15 protein-coding genes and 1 pseudogene are annotated in these 20,544 nt (G+C 72.1%); 3 read left to right on the forward strand and 13 right to left on the reverse strand.

Translation table 11 applies throughout. The annotated features are described in order from the left end of the window. Nucleotides 1-104: 104 nt before the first annotated feature. The gene (locus tag BN159_RS19605) at nucleotides 105-1,559 is read left to right on the forward strand and encodes a SulP family inorganic anion transporter (RefSeq protein WP_015658728.1); all 1,455 of its coding nucleotides are present in this window, start codon (nucleotides 105-107) and stop codon (nucleotides 1,557-1,559) included. Here BN159_RS19605 and BN159_RS19610 read toward each other — a convergent pair. From BN159_RS19610 to BN159_RS19630, 5 genes and pseudogenes are all read right to left on the reverse strand, one after another. Further along, nucleotides 1,523-2,290: a class I SAM-dependent methyltransferase gene (locus BN159_RS19610; protein ID WP_015658729.1), complete on the reverse strand. Its 768-nt coding sequence runs from the start codon at nucleotides 2,288-2,290 to the stop codon at nucleotides 1,523-1,525. The two genes, BN159_RS19605 and BN159_RS19610, sit on opposite strands and share 37 nt — an antisense overlap. Before the next feature lie 118 nt (nucleotides 2,291-2,408). Beyond that, on the reverse strand, nucleotides 2,409-2,903 hold the full coding sequence (locus BN159_RS19615; protein WP_015658730.1) for a hypothetical protein: 495 nt from the start codon (nucleotides 2,901-2,903) through the stop codon (nucleotides 2,409-2,411). Nucleotides 2,904-2,946: 43 nt separating this feature from the next. Beyond that, nucleotides 2,947-3,288 carry an SH3 domain-containing protein gene (locus BN159_RS19620; protein ID WP_015658731.1) on the reverse strand — a complete coding sequence of 114 codons (342 nt, stop codon included), beginning with the start codon at nucleotides 3,286-3,288 and terminating at the stop codon, nucleotides 2,947-2,949. Nucleotides 3,289-3,315: 27 nt separating this feature from the next. Further along, a pseudogene (locus BN159_RS19625) lies at nucleotides 3,316-3,519 on the reverse strand (hypothetical protein); the annotation flags it as partial. A gap of 75 nt (nucleotides 3,520-3,594) precedes the next feature. After that, nucleotides 3,595-3,927, reverse strand: coding sequence for an SH3 domain-containing protein (locus BN159_RS19630; RefSeq protein WP_015658733.1), 333 nt, complete (start codon nucleotides 3,925-3,927; stop codon nucleotides 3,595-3,597). A 182-nt stretch (nucleotides 3,928-4,109) separates the two neighbouring features. Between BN159_RS19630 and BN159_RS19635 the strand changes: the two genes are divergently transcribed. Then, on the forward strand, nucleotides 4,110-6,206 hold the full coding sequence (locus tag BN159_RS19635) for a serine/threonine-protein kinase (RefSeq protein ID WP_015658734.1): 2,097 nt from the start codon (nucleotides 4,110-4,112) through the stop codon (nucleotides 6,204-6,206). A gap of 53 nt (nucleotides 6,207-6,259) precedes the next feature. Here BN159_RS19635 and ilvD read toward each other — a convergent pair whose 3' ends face one another. The 4 genes from ilvD to BN159_RS19655 form a co-directional block, all read right to left on the reverse strand. After that, nucleotides 6,260-8,113 carry a dihydroxy-acid dehydratase gene (gene ilvD, locus BN159_RS19640; protein ID WP_015658735.1) on the reverse strand — a complete coding sequence of 618 codons (1,854 nt, stop codon included), beginning with the start codon at nucleotides 8,111-8,113 and terminating at the stop codon, nucleotides 6,260-6,262. Between the two features lie 134 nt (nucleotides 8,114-8,247). Next, on the reverse strand, nucleotides 8,248-8,859 hold the full coding sequence (locus tag BN159_RS19645; protein WP_015658736.1) for a TetR/AcrR family transcriptional regulator: 612 nt from the start codon (nucleotides 8,857-8,859) through the stop codon (nucleotides 8,248-8,250). Then, entirely contained in the window at nucleotides 8,856-9,680 is an 825-nt protein-coding gene (locus tag BN159_RS19650; RefSeq protein WP_041819558.1) for a sugar phosphate isomerase/epimerase family protein, read from the reverse strand. Before BN159_RS19650 ends, BN159_RS19645 begins: the two co-directional genes overlap by 4 nt. A gap of 163 nt (nucleotides 9,681-9,843) precedes the next feature. Beyond that, on the reverse strand, nucleotides 9,844-10,776 hold the full coding sequence (locus tag BN159_RS19655; RefSeq protein WP_015658738.1) for a Ppx/GppA phosphatase family protein: 933 nt from the start codon (nucleotides 10,774-10,776) through the stop codon (nucleotides 9,844-9,846). 83 nt (nucleotides 10,777-10,859) lie between these two features. Between BN159_RS19655 and BN159_RS19660 the strand changes: the two genes are divergently transcribed. Next, nucleotides 10,860-11,711, forward strand: a complete 852-nt coding sequence (locus BN159_RS19660; RefSeq protein WP_041819560.1) for a hypothetical protein — start codon at nucleotides 10,860-10,862, stop codon at nucleotides 11,709-11,711. Between the two features lie 151 nt (nucleotides 11,712-11,862). Here BN159_RS19660 and BN159_RS19665 read toward each other — a convergent pair whose 3' ends face one another. The 4 genes from BN159_RS19665 to BN159_RS19680 form a co-directional block, all read right to left on the reverse strand. After that, nucleotides 11,863-13,629: a BACON domain-containing protein gene (locus BN159_RS19665; RefSeq protein ID WP_015658740.1), complete on the reverse strand. Its 1,767-nt coding sequence runs from the start codon at nucleotides 13,627-13,629 to the stop codon at nucleotides 11,863-11,865. Nucleotides 13,630-13,766: 137 nt separating this feature from the next. Continuing rightward, the gene (locus tag BN159_RS45790) at nucleotides 13,767-17,360 is read right to left on the reverse strand and encodes a tetratricopeptide repeat protein (RefSeq protein ID WP_015658741.1); all 3,594 of its coding nucleotides are present in this window, start codon (nucleotides 17,358-17,360) and stop codon (nucleotides 13,767-13,769) included. Beyond that, nucleotides 17,357-18,673, reverse strand: a complete 1,317-nt coding sequence (locus BN159_RS19675) for a hypothetical protein (protein ID WP_015658742.1) — start codon at nucleotides 18,671-18,673, stop codon at nucleotides 17,357-17,359. The genes BN159_RS45790 and BN159_RS19675 overlap by 4 nt, the downstream gene beginning before the upstream one ends. Beyond that, nucleotides 18,670-20,544: a vWA domain-containing protein gene (locus BN159_RS19680; RefSeq protein WP_015658743.1), complete on the reverse strand. Its 1,875-nt coding sequence runs from the start codon at nucleotides 20,542-20,544 to the stop codon at nucleotides 18,670-18,672. The genes BN159_RS19675 and BN159_RS19680 overlap by 4 nt, the downstream gene beginning before the upstream one ends.

Consider the following 20,544-nt stretch of genomic DNA (forward strand, 5'->3'; position numbering starts at 1 on the left):
TGCGGGAGGGGCCGTCTGTTCCTGACAATGGGTTTCAGTTCGCCGTGCACTCCCCCGGTGCGGCGCCCGCGCATCTCCCTTTCGCAACCGGAGGTGCTGTTGTGATGCGCCGTGGCGTAGGCAAGGCCGATCTGTTCGCTTCTCTCGTCGTGTTCCTCGTGGCCCTGCCGCTCTGTGTGGGCGTGGCCGTGGCCTCCGGTGTGCCCGCCGAGCTGGGGCTGATGACCGGGATAGTCGGCGGGCTGGTCGCCGGGGCGCTGCCCGGCAGCAGCCTTCAGGTCAGCGGCCCCGCGGCGGGGCTGACCGTGCTGGTGTACGAGGCCGTGCGGGCGCATGGGATCGAGGTGCTCGGGGTGCTGGTGCTCGGGGCGGGGCTGGTGCAGCTCGCGCTGGGGGCGCTGCGGCTCGGGCGGTGGTTCCGGGCCGTGTCCGTGGCCGTGGTGCAAGGGATGCTCGCCGGGATCGGGCTGGTGCTGGTCGCCGGGCAGGTGTACGCGCTCGGGGACGCGGCGGCGCCCGCCGACGGGCTCGGGAAGCTCGTCGGGCTGGTGTCGCTGCCGGGGCGGGTGGATCCGGTGGCGTTGTCAGTGGGGGCCGCCACCATGGCCGTACTGCTGCTGTGGCCGAGGTGGCGGCGGGGGGCTCGGCTGGTGCCCGCGCCGCTGGTGGCGGTGGCGCTGGTGGCGGCGGTGACCGGGGTGTTCGACCTGGAGGTGCGGCGGGTCGAGGTGCGGGGGCTGTGGGAGTCGGTGCGGGTGCCCGAGGCGGCGGATCTCGGGCGGCTCACGGAAGTGGGGGTGATCGGGACCGTGGTGGCGTTCGCGCTGATCGCGTCGGCGGAGTCGTTGTTCAGCGCGGCGGCGGTGGACCGGCTGCACCAGGGGCGGCGGACCGACTACGACCGGGAGTTGATCGCGCAGGGCGCCGGGAACACGGTGTGCGGGGCGCTCGGGGCGCTGCCGATGACGGCGGTGATCGTGCGGAGTGCGGCGAATCTCCAGGCCGGGGCGCGGACCAAGGCCTCGCGAGTGCTGCACGGGGTGTGGCTGCTGGTGTTCACGGCCGTACTGCCGGGGGTTCTCGGGGTGATTCCGGTGGCCGCGCTGGCCGGGCTGCTGGTGCACGCCGGCTGCAAGCTCGTGCCGGTGCGGGAGGTGGTGGCGCTGTGGCGCGGGCACCGGGGAGAAGTGGTCGTGCTGGGGGTGACGGCCGGGGCGATCGTGCTGGGGAATCTGTTCGAGGGGGTGCTGTTGGGGCTGGCGCTTGCCGTGGCGAAGACGGCGTGGGACGCGAGCCATGTGCACGTGGAGACCGAGGACCGGGGGGACGCCGGGATCGTCGTACGGGTGCTGGGGCATGCGACGTTCCTGCGGCTGCCGAAGCTGCTCGACGCGTTGGAGGCGCTGCCCCGGGACCGTGAGGTGCGGCTGGAGCTGGGCGGGCTGCGGCATCTGGACCATGCCTGTGCCGCGGCCCTGGAGGGGTGGGCCGCGGCGCGCGGAAAGGCCGGCGGAGAGGAGGGTTATGGCTTGGTCGCGACCAGGAGGTCGACGTCGTAGGTCTCCTCGACGGTGCCCTCGGGGAAGGCGCTCAGCAAGCGGGCGCGCTCCTCGGTGAGGAAGGTGGTGCTCGCCTCCTCGCCGTGCACCAGGAAGATCGAGTGGCTGCCGAGGTTGGCCAGGTGGGTGTCGACGGGGACGTGGCGGCTCCAGCGGACCACGCGCCGGGTGAAGTCGAGGCGGCCGTCGGGATCGGCGGCGCGGCTGCCGGTGCCGCTCTTCTCCACGACGGGGTCGATGCCGAAGTGGCTCTGGATGCGCTCGGCCTGGGCGGCGATCCAGGGGATGTCGAGGGCGTAGGTGTTCCACCACAGGGCGAGCGCGCCACCGGGACGCAGGACGCGCAGGGCCTCGGGGATCGCCCGGACCGGGTCGGTCCAGTGCCAGGCCTGGGCGCTGGTGAGGAGGTCGGCGCTGGAGTCGGCGAGGGGCAGGGCGTTGCCGTCGCCGCGGACGATGGGGATGCCGGGGTGGGCCCGGCGGAACTGGGCGGCCATGCCTTCGCCGGGTTCCACGGCGATGACGTCGGCGCCGCGGGCGTGCAGCAGGGCGGTGGCGATGCCCGTACCGGCGCCGATGTCCACGACCCGGGCTCCGGCGAGCGGGCGGCCGGCGAGTTCCTCGACGGCGTCCAGGAGGGCGGGCGGGTAGGAGGGGCGGTTGGCGGCGTACTGGGCCGCGGCGGCGTTGAAGGAGTGGGCGCGGCCGGGGTGGAAGGAGGCTGCCGTCATGGGGCCATGGTGGACGGGGTGGGCCGTGGGGGCGATGGGTTTTCGGTAAGAGGCGACCGGCTGGGAGGCAACCGGCTGGGAGGTGCCCGGCCGGCAGGTGCCCGGCTGGGAGGGAGGTTCAGGCGCGGCGGCGCTTCTTCGACGGGTTGCCCGAGCGGCGCTTGGTGCGCTTCTCGTACTGCTCCCGGGCGGTCTCGTACTCCTCGCGGTGGAGCTTCTCGCCGGGGGCCTCGGTGAGGGCGCGGAAGAAGTAGGCGAGCAGGGAGCCGACGAAGCCGATGGTGAGCAGGCCGCGCAGAGAGGCCTGGCGGGCGGGATCGGGGCGCCGGGTGAAGCCGTCCCAAGTGTTGCGGAAGGCGAGGGCGCTGCAGATCGCGAACATCACGACCATCAGGACCGTGACGAGGCTGCCGACCGCGGCGATCTGAAGGCCCTGATAGGCGAACCGGAGCACCAGGCAGGACACCGCCGCGGCAACCAGCGCGCCGACGGCGACGCCGATCCGGCGGGCCGTGTACCCGTCCGTGTGGTCGACCCAGGTCGTGCCGAAGAAGCGGATGGGCTCGGGGCGGGGGCCCGCGGCCGGGTCTGGGGTGCCGTTCTCGTCGCTCACGCGTCGATTATGGCTCCGCCCGGCCGTGGGCCTCCGAAGGGGTTCAGGCGCAGCGCGGACGGACGTAGCCGTCGCTGCCCGTCTTCACGTACGCGTCCGCGACGTACTCGCCGCTGTCGATGTTGTCCCAGATGTTGCTGGTGCCGTACGGGCCGGTCACGGTCTCGCCCGGCGTCTGGCAGTAGATCGCGACCTTGGCGCCCACCGGCAGGGTGCGCACGATGGGGTACTGCGTGCCCGGGCCCCGGCGCACATTGAGCTGAACGCCCGGGGCGACGTCGTAGTACGTGGCGGCGCTGGCCGTCGGCGAGATGCCGAGGACCATGAGAAAGGCGCCGGTGGTGGCGCCGGCGAGGAGGAGGGATCTACGACCGCGCGAGGTCATGTTGTTCTTGTTCCTTTTCTGTGGGGGTCAGCCGCAGCGGGAGGCCACGTAGCCGTCGCTGCCGGTGTTCACGTACGCGTCCGAGACGAACTCGCCGTTGCTGATGTTGTCCCAGATCCTGCTGGTGCCGTACGGGCCGGTCACGGTCTCGCCCGGCGTCTGGCAGTAGATGGAGACACGGGAGCCTTCGGGCAACACGCGCACGATGCTGTATCCCGGACCATGAGAAACGCGCCCGCAACCGCGGCGAGAAGGACGGCCGTGCGTCTACGGCGAAGCGTGTGTGCCCTCCGTGATCGGCGATTGTCAGAGCGAGCAGCGCGGACGGACGTAGCCGTCGCTGCCGGTGTTCACGTACGCGTCTGAGACAAACTCGTAATTGGCGATGTTGTCCCAGATGTTCGACGTGCCGTAAGGACCGCTGACCCACGTGCCGGGCGACTGGCAGTAGATCGGGACCTTGACGCCCTCGGACAGGACGCGGGTGATGGGGTAGTTGGTGCCCGGTCCGCTGCGGACGTTGAGGCGGACGCCCGGTGCGACCGAGTAGTAGCGCACCGCCTCGGCGGCCATGGCGACTGCCTCCGTCGCGTCTCCGCTCTCCGCCTCGGACACTTCGTCGACACGGTCAACAGACATGAAAGACCTCCCCCGTTGAACCCCATGGCTGCCATGGGGCCCCGATGATTCCCCTGAATCACGCCACGAAACACGCGTACGTAATTCGCACGCAGAGGCTAGCAAGCCGCCTCTGTCCCGTACGAATCATCGACTAGGCTCCGTGCGTCGCGCGCGCGGACGAACAGCACGGGGGTGGTCCCATGGCGCCACAGCGGAACGCCGGAGCGGGCGCGGAAGCGGAACTTCCCGAGTACGCCGGTCACTACCGTCTTGAGTCCTGCCTGGGCTCCGGCGGCATGGGTGTCGTGCATCTGGCGCGCAGCACCTCGGGGATGAAGCTCGCGGTGAAGGTCGTGCATGCCGAGTTCGCCAGGGATCGCGAGTTCAGAGGGCGTTTTCGGCAGGAGATAGCGGCGGCGCGGAAGGTCAGCGGCGCCTTCACCGCGTCCGTCGTCGATGCCGATCCGGATGCCGAACGGCCCTGGATGGCCACGCTGTTCATACCCGGGCCGACGCTCTCCGACCAGGTGAAGCGGAATGGCGCCATGGCCCCGGAGCAGTTGCGTCGGCTGATGGCCGGGCTGGCGGAGGCGCTGCGTGACATCCATCGCGTGGGAGTCGTGCACCGGGATCTGAAGCCGAGCAACGTGCTGCTCGCCGAGGACGGGCCGAAGGTCATCGACTTCGGCATTTCTCGGCCAAAGGACAGTGAACTGCGGACCGAGACCGGGAAGTTGATCGGGACGCCGCCGTTCATGGCGCCGGAGCAGTTCCGGCGGCCGCGCGAGGTGGGGCCCGCCGCCGACATCTTCGCGCTGGGGTCGGTGATGGTGCACGCGGCGACGGGGCGGGGGCCGTTCGACTCCGACAGTCCGTATGTCGTCGCGTACCAAGTCGTCCACGACGAGCCGGATTTGACCGGGGTGCCGGAGAATCTCGCGCCGCTGATCGGCCGGTGCCTCGCCAAGGAGCCCGAGGACCGGCCCACGCCGGACGAGTTGATGCGTGAGCTGCGGTCGGTGGCGGCCTCGTACGACACGCAGGCGTTCATTCCGGCTCAGCGGACGAGCCCGGAGCCCAAGGCTCCCCGAGTCCCCGCCGAGAAGCCGGAGGTGCGGCGGCGGCTCGGGAAGTTCCGGGGCCGACGGACGGCCCTCACAGCAGCCGTGCTGGCGCTCGTCATGGGCGGGGCGTTCACGGCGGTTCGGATGGCGGGCGACGAGCCGGCACCCGCGGGGAACGGCACCGGAAAGACCTCGGCCGCGTTCAGTTCGTGGGAGACCGCGTCGGTCTCGGGGTCGGCTACCGTGCCCCAGTGTTCGTACGGGGCAAGCAAGTTGCTCTGCGCGCAGTCCGGTGTGGTGTTCGCTCTGGACCCCCTCGACGGACGGGTGCTGTGGCGACACGCCGTTTCCGGGACTCGGGTCGGGCCACCTGCCGTCACTGGTGGACTCGTACATCCCTGGCTGGACCTCAGCCGCAGCCTGAAGGCGCTCGACCCGGCCACGGGCAAGCCCAAGTGGCAGCGGGACGTGCCTCCGTACAGCGGGCTCGCGTACGCAGGCGGCAGCCTCCTGCTCACCGGCACCGACGGCGCGGTGAGCGGGGTGGACGGCGCGACCGGCGCGCCACGGTGGAGCCACCACGTCCCCGGCCATGAGCTGCCCTACTTCGCCTCCTTTCCCGGCGACCCGCTGGCCTACGCGATCAGCAGGTCCCAGGACGACGCGACCACGCGCGTCACAGCCGTGGAGCCCGACACGGGTGACGTGCGGTGGGATGCCCTGCTGGACGGCGCGCTGAAGCCCGTCGGAACGGCCGACGGGTCCGTCTACTTCGTCGCCCTCGGCAAGGTCTACGAGGACGCGACGAGCGTGGTCCGCTACTCGCCCGACACCAAGAACTCCGTGCGCGTGGAGTTGCCCGTACCGGTCCAGCAGCCGGAAGGCACCGTGCGCGGGGACGTCGTCTACCTTCTGGGCAACGGCGGATCGCTGGTGGCCGTCGACATGGACGCACGCCGACAGCGGTGGAGTACGGAGACAGGGGTGACCCGGGGGTCGGCTCCGGTGACCGACGAGCGGCATGTGTTCTTCACGGCCTTGGACGGACGGCTGCTCGCCATGGACGCCCAGGACGGCAGCCTCGCCGGGCAGACGCCCCCGCGGCTCGGTTCGAAACCGGACCAGGTCGCGGTCGGACTGCCCGCCCCAGTGATCGTCGGTCGCCACATCTACGCCTCCGCCCCCAACGGCTCAGTCTTCGCCGTAGACGCCCGCAACCCCTCCACCTGGTGACATGACGAAGGGCCGCCCCCAGCCAACGGGAGGCGGCCCCGACACCCAACCCCTCAGCCCAGCTTGCTCACATCCCGCACCGCGCCCTTGTCCGCGCTCGTCGCCATCGCCGCGTAGGCCCGAAGCGCCGCCGACACCTTGCGGTCGCGGTTCTTGGGGGCGTACACCCCGTTCAACGCCTGCTCGCGGCGGGCGAGTTCCGCGTCGTCGACCAGCAACTCGATCGAGCGACCAGGGATGTCGATGCGGATGCGGTCGCCGTCCTCGACGAGGGCGATCGTGCCGCCGCCCGCCGCCTCCGGGGAGGCGTGGCCGATCGACAGGCCCGAAGTGCCACCGGAGAAGCGGCCGTCGGTGATGAGGGCGCAGGCCTTGCCCAGGCCGCGGCCCTTCAGGTACGAGGTCGGGTAGAGCATCTCCTGCATACCGGGGCCGCCCTTGGGGCCCTCGTAGCGGATGACGACGACGTCGCCCTCCTTGACCTGCTGGGTCAGGATCTTCTGGACGGCTTCCTCCTGCGACTCGCAGACGACCGCCGGGCCCTCGAAGGTCCAGATCGACTCGTCGACACCCGCCGTCTTCACCACGCAGCCGTCGACCGCCAGGTTGCCCTTGAGGACCGCGAGGCCGCCGTCCTTGGAGTACGCGTGCTCGGCGGAGCGGATGCAGCCGCCCTCGGCGTCCTCGTCCAGGGAGTCCCAGCGCTCGGACTGGGAGAAGGCCTCGGCGGAGCGGGCGCAGCCGGGGGCCGCGTGCCACAGTTCGACGGCCTCCGGCGAGGGCGAGCCGCCGCGGACGTCCCAGGTCTTGAGCCAGTCGGCGAGAGACGGGCTGTGAACCGAGTTCACGTCCTCGTTCAGCAGGCCCGCGCGATGCAACTCGCCCAGCAGGGCCGGGATGCCGCCGGCGCGGTGCACGTCCTCCATGTAGTACGTGCGGTTCTTGGCGACGTTCGGCGCGACCTTCGCCAGGCACGGCACCCGGCGCGAGACCGCGTCGATCTCGTTGAGGCCGAAGGGGACGCCCGCCTCCTGGGCCGCGGCCAGCAGGTGCAGGATCGTGTTGGTGGATCCGCCCATGGCGATGTCGAGGGCCATGGCGTTCTCGAAGGCCGCGAAGTTGGCGATCGAGCGAGGCAGGACCGTCTCGTCGTCCTGCTCGTAGTAGCGCCGGGTGATGTCCATGACCGTGCGCGCGGCGTCGACGTAGAGCTGCTTGCGCGCGGTGTGCGTGGCCAGGACCGAGCCGTTGCCGGGCAGGGAGAGGCCGATGGCCTCCGTCAGGCAGTTCATCGAGTTGGCGGTGAACATGCCGGAACAGGAGCCGCAGGTCGGACAGGCGTTCTCCTCGATACGGAGGATGTCCTCGTCGGAGATCTTGTCGTTCACCGCGTCGGAGATCGCGTCGACCAGGTCGAGCGTACGGACCGTGCCGTCGACCAGCGTCGCGCGGCCGGACTCCATCGGGCCGCCGGAGACGAAGACCGTGGGGATGTTCAGCCGCAGGGCGGCGTTGAGCATGCCCGGGGTGATCTTGTCGCAGTTGGAGATGCAGATCAGGGCGTCGGCGCAGTGGGCCTCGACCATGTACTCGACCGAGTCCGCGATCAGGTCGCGGGAGGGGAGGGAGTAGAGCATCCCGCCGTGACCCATCGCGATGCCGTCGTCGACCGCGATCGTGTTGAACTCGCGCGGGATGCCGCCCGCCTCGACGATCGCCTCGCTGACGATCCGGCCGACCGGCTGGAGGTGGGTGTGGCCCGGCACGAACTCGGTGAAGGAGTTCGCGACGGCGATGATCGGCTTACGGCCGATGTCCGCACCCGGTACACCGGAGGCGCGCATAAGGGCGCGGGCGCCCGCCATGTTGCGGCCGTGGGTGACTGTGCGGGACCTCAGCTCGGGCATCGTCGCTCGCTCCTTCAGACAGATAGGGCTGATATCGAGCGTACGCCGGTCATCCAGGGGCCGGACACGTTGTCCGCAATACGGGACGTACGTCTCGTTCGCCGGGCCTCACGGATTGACTCTGTCGCCCGGCCTCAGGGATTGGTCAGATGCCCCTGCACCACGGGGGCCACCCGCGCGATGATCTGCTCGGGATCCGCCGACGCGATCGGCTCGATCTTGATGACGTACCGCATCATCGCGACACCCACCAGCTGCGCCGCCGCGAGCTCGGTGCGCAGATCGGCGTCGGGCAGGTCGAGCTGTTCGACGATACGGCGCAGCAACTGGGCCGAGATCAGCTTGCGGAAGACCGCGGCCGCGCTCTCGTTGTTCACCGCCGAGCGGACGATCGCGAGCAGCGGGGCCCTCGTCACCGGGTTCTCCCAGAGCCCGAAGATCATCCGGGTGAGCCGCTCGCCCACGCCGTCGAGGGGGCCGTCGACGACGGTGTCGCGGGCCCGGAACGCGGGGGCGAAGGCGACCTCCACGGCCGCCTCGAAGATCTGTTCCTTGGTGCCGAAGTAGTGGTGCACGAGCGCGGAGTCCACCCCGGCCGCCTTGGCGATCCCGCGTACGGACGTCTTCTCGTATCCCCGCTCGGAGAACTCCTCGCGGGCCACGGCCAGGATCCGGGCTCGGGTGTCGGCGGACTCACTGCGCGTACGGCGGCCCCGCCCCCGGCGCGGAGCGGCGGTGTCGGTCACGGCCGGGGCACCTTCACGGCGGAGGCCAGATGGAGCCGGGTGAAGGCGAGCGCCTCGGCGAGATCGGCCTCGCGCTCGGCGCTGGACATGGCGCGGCGGGTGTTGACCTCGATGACGACATGACCGTCGAACCCGGTCAGGGCGAGACGTTCCAGCACCTCGGCGCACGGCTGAGTACCGCGGCCGGGGACCAGATGCTCGTCCTTGGCCGAGCCGCGCCCGTCGGCGAGGTGCACATGTCCCAGTCGGTCACCCATACGGTCGATCATATGGATGGCATCGGTGCGGGCGGTCGCCGTGTGGCTGAGATCGACCGTGAAGTGACGGTAGTCGTCCTTCGTGACATCCCACTCGGGGGCGTACGCGAGCATCTCGCGGTCGCGGTAGCGCCAGGGGTACATGTTCTCGACGGCGAACCGCACATCCGTCTCGTTCGCCATGCGCCAGATTCCGGCGACGAAGTCCCGCGCGTACTGGCGCTGCCAGCGGAACGGGGGGTGCACCACGACCGTACTGGCGCCCAGCTTCTCGGCCGCCGCCTGGGCGCGCTGGAGTTTGGTCCAGGGGTCGGTGGACCACACGCGCTGGGTGATGAGCAGGCAGGGGGCGTGCACGGCGAGGATCGGGATGCGGTGGTAGTCGCTGAGCCGGCGCAGGGCCTCGATGTCCTGGCTGACGGGATCGGTCCACACCATGACCTCGACGCCGTCGTACCCGAGGCGCGCCGCGATCTCGAAGGCCGTCGCCGTCGACTCCGGATAGACCGAGGCCGTCGACAGAGCGACCTTCGCATCCGGGATGCGCACCACTGGTTCTGCCACGAGGGACAGAGTAAGGGGCACACCTGGGCACCGGGGCTCCGATGCCGCTGCGGGAGACATAGGGCACAGAAACCGGCCAGTGCGCCGGAGGCGACGGGGCAGCAAGGGGCGTACGGCCTGATGGGGGAGCGAATCGAGGGCGACCCTTGGCGTACGCCCCCACTCACGCCGTAGGCATGTGGTCCAGCCGCCGCAGGATCACGCCCTCGCGCAGCGCCCACGGGCAGATCTCCAGCGTCTCCACGCCGAACAGGTCCATCGCGCCCTCCGCGACCAGCGCGCCCGCCAGCAGCTGCCCCGCGCGCCCCTCCGAGACGCCGGGGAGCTCGGCGCGCTGCGCCGCGGTCATCCCGGCGAGCTGGGGGACCCACGCCTCCAGGGACTCCCGCTTGAGATCGCGCTGGACGTACAGGCCCTCCGCGGAGCGCGCCGCACCGGCGATCCGGGCGAGCTGCTTGAACGTCTTCGACGTGGCCACGACATGATCGGGGCGCCCGAAGCGGCTGAACTCCCCGACCGTACGAGCGATCTGGGCGCGGACATGCCGACGCAGCGCCCGGATGTCCTCGGGCTCGGGCGGATCGGCCGGCAGCCACCCGGCGGTCAGCCGTCCCGCGCCCAGCGGCAGCGACACCGCCGCGTCCGGCTCCTCGTCGATGCCGTAGGCGATCTCCAGGGAGCCGCCGCCGATGTCCAGCACCAGCAGCTTCCCGGCCGACCAGCCGAACCAGCGGCGCACGGCGAGGAAGGTCAGCCGGGCCTCCTCGGCGCCGGTCAGCACCTGGAGCTCGACCCCCGTCTCGGCCTTCACGCGCGCGAGGACGTCGTCCGCGTTGCTCGCCTCCCGCACCGCGGACGTGGCGAAGGGCAGCAGATCCTCCACGCCCTTGTCCTCGGCCGCCTGAAGCGCCTCCTGGACGACCGAGATCAGCTTGTCGACCCCGTCGGGACCGATCGCTCCGCTCTCGTCGAGCAGTTGGGCAAGGCGCAGATCCGCCTTGTGCGAGTGCGCGGGCAGCGGTCGCGCGCCCGGGTGCGCATCCACCACCAGGAGATGCACCGTGTTAGATCCCACGTCGAGGACACCGAGTCTCATGTACGGAACGCTACTGCCAGCCGCGCCATCTACCTCCCCCGGAGCGGTCCCTGCCGGGGTCCCGGGCGACTTACCCTGGACGAGTGCCAAAGACGAAAAAGGCGAAGGACCCGAAGACGGCCAAATCATCCGGCGGTTCTTCGCAGGTGAAGCCATCGAAGAAGGCGAAGCGGAAGGCCTCGGCAGCGGACGAGCAGGGCCTGGACTTCGCACGCGCGTGGGTGGAGTTCCCCGATCCGGCAGACGACGAGCAGATCTTCCGGTGCGATCTGACATGGCTGACCTCTCGTTGGAACTGCATCTTCGGCAGCGGCTGCCAGGGCATCCAAGCAGGTCGCGCGGACGACGGCTGCTGCACCCTGGGCGCCCACTTCTCCGACGAGGACGACGAGAAGCGGGTCTCCGAGTACGTGGCGAGGCTCACGCCGGAGATCTGGCAGCACCATGACGTGGGCATGGAGACCGGCTGGGTCTCCACGGACGAGGACGGCGAGCGCCAGACCCGCCCGTACCAGGGTTCGTGCATCTTCCAGAACCGTCCCGGCTTCGCCGGTGGCGCGGGCTGCTCGCTGCACATCCTCGCCCTCAAGGAGGGCCGGGAGCCGCTGGAGACCAAGCCGGACGTCTGCTGGCAGCTTCCGGTCCGGCGGACCTACGACTGGATCGACCGGCCCGACGACACGCGCGTGCTCCAGGTGTCGATCGGCGAGTACGACCGCCGCGGCTGGGGCCCGGGCGGCCATGACCTGCACTGGTGGTGCACCTCGGCGACCTCGGCACACGGCGCCGGGGACCCGGTGTACGTCTCCTACCGCGCGGAGCTGACCGAGCTGATGGGCAAGGCCGGCTACGACCGCCTGGTCGAACTGTGCGAGCAGCGCCTGGCCTCGCAGCTGCCGCTGGTGGCACCGCATCCCGCGGACCCGGTGGGCTGACGGCCGGGGCAGCTAGGGCCTGTCGGGATCTGGTGCGTGCAACTGCAAGGCGGAGGAGGGCGGCGACGGGGAGCGTCGGCAACCGACGACAACGCCGCAGATGCACGCACCAGAGCCCGCGACGCCGGACTGATCCAAACGACAGGCCCTACTAGGACTGGGAGGGGCTCGGGTCGCCGCTGTCGCTCGGCGGCGGCGGCGATGACGAGCCTTCCGGATCGGTCGGCTCTCCCGTCCCGGACGGCGGCGGATCCGGGTCGGAGGACGAGGGCGGCGGATCGGTCGGCGTGGGTTCGGTCGGCGCCGGATCGGTGGGCGTCGGTTCCGGATCGGTGGGCGTGGGATCGGGCGTCGTCGGGGGCGGGTCGCTCGGCGTGGGGTCGGTGGGCGCCGGATCGGGACTGCCGGGACCGGGGCCCGGGTCGGAGGGGCTCGGCGCGGTGCCGTAGCCCTCGATGCGGACGACGGCTCCGGCGGGCGACACGGCGACCCGTGCGGTCCAGTACCCGGACGGCTCCCGCAGCGGATCGACGTACACCTTGATCGTGAACGACTTGCCGGGCGCGAGGGTTCCCGACGAGCGGCTCAGGTACAGCCAGGGCGCACCGGTGGTGGCGGACCAGCGCACGGGGGCGTCGCCGGTGGCGGTCAGGGTGATGAGCGTGGTGTCGCCGCTGTTGTCGGCGGTGACGTCGAGCTGTCCCGCGCCCTTCTTCCCGGCGCCGGTGACGCTGATGACCTCGACAGTGACGTCGGGCCTGGCGCCCTTGGCGTGGCGGCCGCCGGGGCTGCTGGCGTTGCCCGCGTTCTCGTAGCCGCCGCCCGCCGCCTCGCCGTCGAGGGCGTCCGGGCCCTGCGCCTCGCTGGCGCTGGCCGCCCGGCCCTCGACGTCCTCGCCGGTGGGCGTGGAGCGGTAGGCGGCCCACAGGGCGAGCACGGGCGCGGCGACGACGGTGGCGACGACGGTCGTGGTGACGGCACGCGCGCGCAGCCGGTCCCGGCGGGCGGCCCGGTCCTTGGGGTCCATCGGGAATCCGCGCCGGTCGAACCGGGGCGCGGTGCCCCGCGCGCGTGGGACGTGCGCCATGGCGGCGTGCAGGGCCGCGCGGGGTGCCTCCAGGACGGGCAGTTCGGCGGGGGTGACGGTGGCGCCGGGCCAACGGCCGGGGACCGCGCGCTCGGCGGTACGGCGGCAGCGGGGGCAGTCGTCGACATGCCGGACCAGCTCGCGGCGCAGGGCGGTGGACAGGACGAGCTGGTTGTCGCCGGTGAGGCGGGCGACGCTCGGGCAGGTGCCGGTCTCCACCACGGCGAGGGCCGCGCGCGTGCGCTCCACCTCGCAGGCGGCGGAGGCGAGCAGCTCGCGGGCGGCGGCGGGGTCGGTGCCGAGGACGGCGGCGACCTCGTGGGCGGCGAGGTGGTGGCGTACGGCGAGTTCGAGCGCCTCGCGCTGTTCGGGGGTGGTGCCGGCGGCCTCCGGCCAGGCGAGCAGGGCGAGTTGCCTCCTGCGCTCCTCCTGGGCCCGCTCGGAGACGGGCGGGGCGGCGGGCGGTGGCCGGTGGGTGCCGTGGCGGCCCGCGGCGTGGGTGGCCTGACGTTTCTGCTTGGCCTCGGCGAGCTTGCGCAGACAGGACCAGCGGGCGAGGGCGTACAGCCAGGCACGGCGGTCGGCGGCGGACTCCGGGACGCGCTGACCGCGCCGCTCCGCCAGGGCGAGGACGTCGCCGAGGGCGGCGGTCGCGGCGTCGTGGTCGCACAGCACGGAGAGGCAGTAGGTGAACAGGCCGTCCAGGTACGGCTCGTAGCGCGCGGGCGGGCGCTGCGCCAGGGTGCGCGCCGCGCCTCGGTCGCGCGCCTCTCGGTGCGCTCGGTGTGCGCCGGTGGTGCGGGCGGAGGTCTCCGGGCGGCTGCTCGTCATCCGTGGACCGTAGGCGCGTCGGGGAGGCACCTTCTCCCACCTTGAGCACATTTAATTCGTACGGGTGAAACGATCCCTCATAAGGGGACAGGAACGCCTCGTTCCATGGCCGGTTCCCGGTCGTCGTGGCTGGTTCCTTACTCGGGTACGTCGAAGCCGGGGAGGTGCATGCCCGGTTCGTCGTAGAGCAGGGAGAGCTGGTGATCGCCACCCTGGACACGCAGCCACCACAGGGCCCGCGGGAGCTCCGCGACGGAACCGACGCCGCTGAGGAAGCGGTCGACGAACGCCCGGAGGCGGTCGCACTCCGAGCCGCAGCTCCCCGGGTGGGGGGCCGTCGTCCACAGGACCACGCCGTGGCCGCGCGTGAGCAGCCGGGACATGATCTCCCGGCCCGGGCCACGGCTGACGGGGCCGCAGAGAACCGGGAACGCACCCCGCGGACAGCCGCCCACCGACGCCGGATTCGCGCCGATCGGGACATGCCACGCGGAGACGCCTTCCGCGCGACGCAGCGCAGCGTCGACGGAGGACCATTGCTTCGCCGACGACACGGGCCGGTCCGCGAAGCGGATCGTCACCGGCCGCTGCGTCCCCAGGGACTGCCACTCGCGTCCGGGGGCGGGCCAGGTGTGCGGTGCCAGGTCGAAGGACCTCAGAGGCAGGGCGAACGCCACCGGCGTCGGACGGTACTGCGTGTCCGTACCGGCCAGAACACCGCGCAGCGGATTCGCCAGCTCACGCATCAACGCCTCGCGCCTGGTCCACGAGTAGCTCACGTGCTTGGGGTCCCACCGGGATCCCTTGGACACGTAGATGCTCCAGCGGACGGACGAACGCCGCATGGCCGCGCCGGACGCCATCACCAGGACACTGGCGTCGGAGCGGACCCGCGAGGCGCCGCGGATGACCACGCCCGAACGCCTGTCGGCCCGGGACGCGGCCGTCGTGTCCCCGGCCTGTTCGTACGCCTCCTTGGCCGCTTCCCAGTCGTCGCGGGCCGCCGGGTACTGATGCAGTTCCTCACGAGCCCGGGCACGCACCTCGATGGCCTGGGCCTGCGCGTGCACGTCGCCGAGTTCGCCGTACAGGGCGATGGCCTCGTCCGCCGGACCGATGGCCTCCTGCACGCCCCCGGTGCTGCACAGCGCCTCGGCCCGGATGAGCAGAGCCCGTGCCGTGCCCGGGCGGTCGCCGAGCGAGCGGCTGATCTCGGTGGCCCGCCGCAGGGTGTCGAACCCCTCCGCGTAGCCGCCCATTTTGAGGAGAGTCGAGCCGAGGCTCAGCTCCACCGCCGCCTCACCCCGACGGTCGCCCACTCGCGCCAGTGCGTCCCGCGCCGCGGTGTAGTGGTCCCTCGCCGACTCCCACTGTCCCCCGACCTCGGCCACCCGGCCCAGGGCTTCGCGCGCCTTCGCGGCCCCCCACGCGTCGCCAGCTTCCTCGTGCAGGGCCAGTGCGCGCAGGTGCGCCGCGGTCGCGTCGGCCAACTGGCCCGTCCCGCACAGCGCCTCGCCCCTCAGGTTCCACAGCTGCGCCGACTCCCGCGGCCCCGTGTCCCGCTCCAGGGCCGCCGTGCAGCAGTCGAGGCTCAGCGCGAAGTGCCTGCGCCAGTTCAGGTAGGCGACCAGGTGCAGGGTGAGGTCGACGATCTGCGCGTCCACGGCGTCCGCGGGCGACTCGCGGATCTGCGCGATCAGGCTGGGGTGCTCGCCGTCCAGCCAGGCCAGCGCGTCCTCCCGCCGCTCGGGACGGTCGTCCCCCGGGCGGCCTTCCGTGCCCAGAACCCGTACGGCGTCCTTGGTGCGGTCGAGGCAGTAGGACAGCAGCTGTGCCCGGGCCTGAGCCGCCTCCGACCGGACCTCCTCGTCCTCCGTCAGCACCTGTTGGACGTACGCCTTGGGCAGTTCCAGCACACGCAGGCGTCTGTCGCGCCGGACGGCCATGCCGGTGTCGAGCAATGCGCGAACGGCCTCGTCGTCCCCGAAGAACAGCTCCTCGGTGGGCTCCGGTCCGAGGTCGTCGCCCGGTACCGCCGCAAGCAGCCGCAGGGTCCGTGCGCACCGGGAGGTGAGGCTCGCGTACTCGGCGTCGAAGACGTCCCTGAGATCGTCGAAGGCATGGAAGATCCCGCCCGACCCCTCGATGTGGGTACGCGTCTCGGCGAGCCGACCGGGCTGGTGCGCCGCGATACGCAGGGCGAGCGGCACGCCCCCGCACAGGTCGGCCAGCGCCTCCGCCGCTCGGCGTTCGGAGCCCGGTGCGTCGAGAACCGCCGTCGAGGCCGCCAGGGACAGGGGATGCAGCACCCTGCGTCGTTCTTCGGGAACCCCGCTCCCGCCGCGGGAGGTGAGCAGTACGTGGAAGCGGCTGCGGGCGGTGATGTTCCAGGTCCGGGTCGCCTCTTCCCAGGTCGTCCCGTCGTGCACGATCAGCACGGGCCAGCGGCCCTCGCGCAGCCGCGAGCGGGCGAGGGCCACGGCGCCGGCCGCGTCGGGCCCGCTCGGGATCCAGTAGGCGCCGCCGGGGAACCAGCCGCGTTCCACCGCCGCTCGCGCCGCCGCCACCGCGAGCGCCGACTTGCCGATTCCCGGCATGCCGTTCACCAGGGTGTAGCGCTGCTCGGTGATCGTCGCACGGGCGTCGAGGAGCCCCAGCACATAATTGAGATCGCTCTCCCGTCCGGTGAACGCCGCCGGCACCGGGGGCAACGACAGGCGGTCGGTGCGTGGCGCGTCGTTGCCGAGTACCCGGGTCAGCACCTCGGCGGCCCGGTCCACGGCTGCCCGGCCGACCGCGCAGACGGTGAAGTGCTCGGCGGCGGGAGTGGCATACGCGGCGGTGAGGCAGACCTCGTCCCTCGGGTTGTCCGCACGCACCCGCTCGTAGTAGGCGCTGTTGCCCATGACCACGCGTGCCGTGTCCACCAGCCGTGGGGAAGGTCTGACGGTCAGGCCGGGCAACTCGACCTCGGTGGCCACGACGACGTCGCCGAACTCCAGCCTGCGCTGCGCCCCTTGCCCGTGCACCAAGGACATCACCAGCGTCGCACCGTGGTCGCGACCGGCCGCCATGGCCACCTGCCGGTACGGCGCGTGCCGGTTCAGGGCGGTGACGGCGGGCATGAGGACCGCATGCCGTTCGGTGCCGACGAGAGTGCCACTGATCAGGCCGTCACCGAGCCGTCTCCGGTCGGTCAGCCGGGCGGCCACCGCCGCGTGCAACGTGTCGGACGCGGTCAGGATGAGGACGGTCCCGGTCTCCTCCTCGGCCTCCTCCTCGTCGGGCTCGGGGACCTCCGGTTCGCCCGGCGCCGGCAGTGCCACCTCGATCTCGGTCACCGGCGAGCCCTGGCCCGCGCCGTTCAGCCGGACCGGAAGACGCTCGCTGCGGAACGGCACTCCGCCCGCGGTGATCAGGGTCAGCCGCAGTGCCGTGTCACCGCCGGGGCCGTCGCCGACCGGGTAGGTGACGAAGCGGACCGGGCCGTAGGTTCCGCCGAAGCGGTGCAGGACCAGCGTGGTGTTGCCGACGGACTCGACGGCGAGGCGGGGTTCGCCCTCGAGCATGCAGCCGATGGCGTACTCCTCGCTGTCGTACGGCCAGGCGCCGTCGGCCGCGTCGAACTCGACGTCGACCGTGACGAGGTACCGCCGCCCGGCCTCGGCCTCCTCGGGCCAGCTCACGAGGGGCCGCAGGGGGACGGACGGCCGGTCCGTCCGAGTGGTCACGGCCTCTCACCCCCCGCGCATGCCTGTGCGTGCGGCGCCTCCAGGGACAGTGTGGTCCCCGGATGGCCGAAGTAGGCGTACATGAAGCCGTTGAAGAATCCCTCGATCGCCGTTTCGGCGCGCTCCGCGTCACCCGCGACGATCGCCGCCTCGGCCTCGCGGGCGTGGTGGGCGCGGTGCTCGGTGAGGGCTTCCGCGAGGTTGACCGGTCGCTTGCGTGCGCCGGCGAGCAGGCGCACCGCGAAGTCGTGCGCGTCGGCCTTGCTGACCTCCGCGAGCGTGGCGATGACCGCGCCGGCGCCCCAGCGGAGGAAGACCTCGGCGAAGGTGGCGGGCACGGCGGCGTTGTACCGGTCGTCCGCGACGGGACGCGCCGAGACGCAGGAGTTGATGAGGACGGCCGCGCCGTTCTCGTACAGGGCGTCCATCCGCCAGTCCTCCGACAGCTCGGGCAGCGAGACGTCGCCGAGCGTGAACTTGTCGGGGTCCGTGGAGTAGGTGCCGTGGCAGCGCATGAGGAGCAGCCCGAAGGTGGTCCGCCGGTCCCTGAGACGGTGGTGCAGCTCCGTCATGGTGGTGGCGCGGGTCCCCGTCTCGTGCTCGCCGACGCGGTCGTGGGGGACGGCGAACTCGGGGTCCTCGTAGACCAGCACCCCGCCCCGGGGCTTTCGGGGCTGCGGGACGTAGTGCGAGGCGCGGGTGCCGTCCCACACCGTGGTCCAGCGGACCACGGGCACCGAGGCGCCGACCCAGCCGCCGGTGTCACCGGCCGGGTCGAGGGCCGGGGCGCTTCCGATCCGCTGCCGGTAGAGCAGCTCCCAGGGGATCTCGTACGGCGTCTGGTCCCAGACCACCAGCGTCGGGCGCTCGGCCGATCTCAGCCAGTCGACCCAGGCCATCAGCGTCGGCTCCGTCTTCCACCAGCCCTTGAGCCGGCGGTAGGCGGAACGCCAGCCGGAGTGGGCCGCCAGTTCGACGAGGCGCGGCAGGCCGATGTCGGGCCGGCCGCGATGGTCGAGGTCGCTGGGCCGATTGGCGGTGCGCACATCGCCTCGGTGGTGGAGATACAGCTCGAAGTTGGGGCGGCCCGCGTACGTGGTGCTCTTGACGCACAACAGAGCCGTACCGGCCGGGAGTTCGTCGGACAGGTGGGCGTTCTCGGGGTCGAACCCCTGGGCCTCGGGCGGCTCTTCGACTCCGTCGAGATCGTAGTGGGGGGCGCCGGTCGAGTCGGTGCTGTCGTCCGGTAATCCGCTCACCGCACCCATGTCGGCGTGGAGTCTGCTGCGCAGGCTCGTCGACTCCGTGGTCATCGTCGCGCCCCCGGTCTGCTCCTGGGCGTCACGACCAGCGTCGCGCCGAGGGCCTCGGCGAGTTCGGCGGGCAGTTCGGCGTAGTGGTCGAGGTCGGGTGCGATGACCACCGCCCGCATCCGGTTCAGCGGCGCCGCCGTGGCCGCGACGTACAGGGCATCGTCGACGCCCTCGCGGTGCACGCCGCTCGGCGGACGGCCGCGCAGACTGGCGTCCAGGGGGACGTTGCCCCGGCCGTCGGTGACCACGACGAACAGCACCTCGTCCACCACCGCGCGTCCTCGGCGCAGGAAGCGCCGCAGTTCGTGGACGCCGAGGTCGAGGGCGTGGGCGAGCGGGCTGGCGGTGCCCGGCGCGCGTTCCAGCGCTTCCAGCAGCCCGGGGTGGAGCAGCGAGGGCGCCCGGAAGCGCTCGGCGCACAGCTCGAGTTCGGCACCGCTGTGCCCGAACTCCACCACGGTCACCGCGGCGTTCGACTCGTAGGCCCAGCGCAGATGCGGGGCGAGCGCGGCGCTGTGGTCCCAGTCCCGGCAGGAGTGGTCGAGGACCAGGACCAGGGCGTGGGCCGGTTCGGGGCGCCGCCGGTACTGGCGCAGGTCCTTCGCGCGCAGGGTGAGCGGTCCGGTGCGCAGTGACTTGTCGAGCACCCGGGTCTTGGCCGCCTCCACCAGGCTCGGCACCAGGGCGAGGTCGTGGACGTCACGAGCGCGCATCGTGCCGACCGGGCGGCCGTTGAGCCGCTTGGCCACGGTGCGGCGGCGGTTCGGGGGGCGCAGGGAGCCGAGTTGGGGCAGGGCGTCCGGGGAGTCCTCGGGGTAGGGGGCCGGCTCCTTGGCCGCGCGCGGGGTGACCGCGGTCTCGGGCAGCGCGAGGGGTGGTTCGGGTTCGACCGCGAGGCCGGGGGCGTAGGAGACCTCGGGAGGCGGCGGCTCCGGTCCCATCGGCGGCACGACGGTGGGATGTGATCCGGCGTGCGGTTCCGGGAGCAGCGGGTCGAGGGAGGGGCGGGGAAGCGGGATGCCGAGCAGGTCGGCGGCCGCCATGACATGCCGTACCTCGGTGCGGCGGGCACCCGCGTGGGCGGCGAGTGCCCGTGCGGTCCGGGCCAGGGCCAGGCCGCGCCGCATGCCCGCCACCCCGGCGACCATGGCCGCCACCCGGTGGCCCGCTCCCGGCGTCAGCAGGGGGCGCGGCCCGTCCTCCGGTACGTAGGGAAGGAGAGGGAGCGCCGAGACGAGGGACTCGCGTTCGGCGGGGAGGTCCCAGAACCGTTCGGTACCCAGGCTCCACAGGGCGTCGTTCAGGTGTTCCGCCTCGACCCGTAGCGGAAACCGGTCCAGCAGGTGCGGGGAGAGCCGGGGTGCCTCGGCCCGGTCCACGGCCGCCAGCCAGCGTGCCCGGGGGTGCCAGCGCAGACTGTGGTCGTGCATCTCGACGTGTCCGACGTCGGCGCCGATCAGCGTCACGGCGGCCCGGACAACGGCGGGACCGGCCTGGGCGAGGTCGGGGACGAGGACCACGGGGGGCGGCTCGCCGGGCTTCTCCACCAGCAGGCCCGGCACCAGACGCAGCCCTCTGTCGTCCAGCCGGGGCCGCAGCCACAGCTCGTCCTCCCCGAGCCAGGAGCCCAGGGTGTGTACGTCCCGCCCCGCTCCCATGTGCCGGGCCAGCCAGCTCCCCAGGGCCGGCAGCAGCTCCGGGTCGAGGTCGAGGAACAGCACTCCGCCGGCGTCGGGTTCCGTGGCGACGCAGCCGAGCAGGGTCAGGGCACGGGTGACGGCACGCTCCCTCGGGGACTCTCCGTCCGACGGCTCCGGGCGGGCGAGGGCCCGCGGGCCGTCCGGTGTCGCGGGTGCGGGGCTGTCCTGCAT

It is taken from the genome of Streptomyces davaonensis JCM 4913, assembly GCF_000349325.1.
Lineage (GTDB): Bacteria > Actinomycetota > Actinomycetes > Streptomycetales > Streptomycetaceae > Streptomyces > Streptomyces davaonensis.

Excerpts from the sequence above, each read along its gene's own strand:
- BN159_RS19680 (WP_015658743.1), bottom strand. The coding sequence starts at position 20,544 with ATGCAGGACAGCCCCGCACCCGCGACACCGGACGGCCCGCGGGCCCTC.
- BN159_RS19630 (WP_015658733.1), bottom strand. The coding sequence starts at position 3,927 with ATGTCTGTTGACCGTGTCGACGAAGTGTCCGAGGCGGAGAGCGGAGAC.
- BN159_RS19635 (WP_015658734.1), top strand. The coding sequence starts at position 4,110 with ATGGCGCCACAGCGGAACGCCGGAGCGGGCGCGGAAGCGGAACTTCCC.
- BN159_RS19605 (WP_015658728.1), top strand. The coding sequence starts at position 105 with ATGCGCCGTGGCGTAGGCAAGGCCGATCTGTTCGCTTCTCTCGTCGTG.
- BN159_RS19620 (WP_015658731.1), bottom strand. The coding sequence starts at position 3,288 with ATGACCTCGCGCGGTCGTAGATCCCTCCTCCTCGCCGGCGCCACCACC.
- BN159_RS19610 (WP_015658729.1), bottom strand. The coding sequence starts at position 2,290 with ATGACGGCAGCCTCCTTCCACCCCGGCCGCGCCCACTCCTTCAACGCC.
- ilvD (WP_015658735.1), bottom strand. The coding sequence starts at position 8,113 with ATGCCCGAGCTGAGGTCCCGCACAGTCACCCACGGCCGCAACATGGCG.
- BN159_RS19665 (WP_015658740.1), bottom strand. The coding sequence starts at position 13,629 with ATGACGAGCAGCCGCCCGGAGACCTCCGCCCGCACCACCGGCGCACAC.
- BN159_RS19655 (WP_015658738.1), bottom strand. The coding sequence starts at position 10,776 with ATGAGACTCGGTGTCCTCGACGTGGGATCTAACACGGTGCATCTCCTG.
- BN159_RS19675 (WP_015658742.1), bottom strand. The coding sequence starts at position 18,673 with ATGACCACGGAGTCGACGAGCCTGCGCAGCAGACTCCACGCCGACATG.